A 254-nucleotide genomic window follows, 5' to 3' on the forward strand; every position below is an offset into this window, starting at 1 on the left:
TGCAGGACGCCGACGCGCCGCAAGCCGCCATCGACAAGGCCCAGAACGGCCCATTGCGCGCCCCGCTGGTCGTTGTGGTGATTGCCCGCTTGCAAGACCACTTCAAAGTGCCGAAGTCCGAACAGTTGCTGGCAGCTGCCTGTGCGGCCCACGGCATTCTGTTGGCGGCGTACGCTCAGGGGATTGGTGCGGTGTGGCGCACCGGCGAGTTGTCCTACTCGGCCCATGTGGCCAAAGGCCTGGGGCTGACGGCG

At 66.5% G+C, this 254-nt stretch carries 1 protein-coding gene; it reads left to right on the plus strand.

All coding sequences use genetic code 11. From position 1 onward, the window contains the following. Positions 1–254 (plus strand): nitroreductase family protein (locus KZZ04_RS19980; protein ID WP_219424001.1); only part of this gene is annotated, 254 nt, incomplete at both ends.

It is taken from the genome of Pseudoalteromonas sp. CR1, assembly GCF_019392235.1.
GTDB lineage: Bacteria > Pseudomonadota > Gammaproteobacteria > Enterobacterales > Alteromonadaceae > Pseudoalteromonas.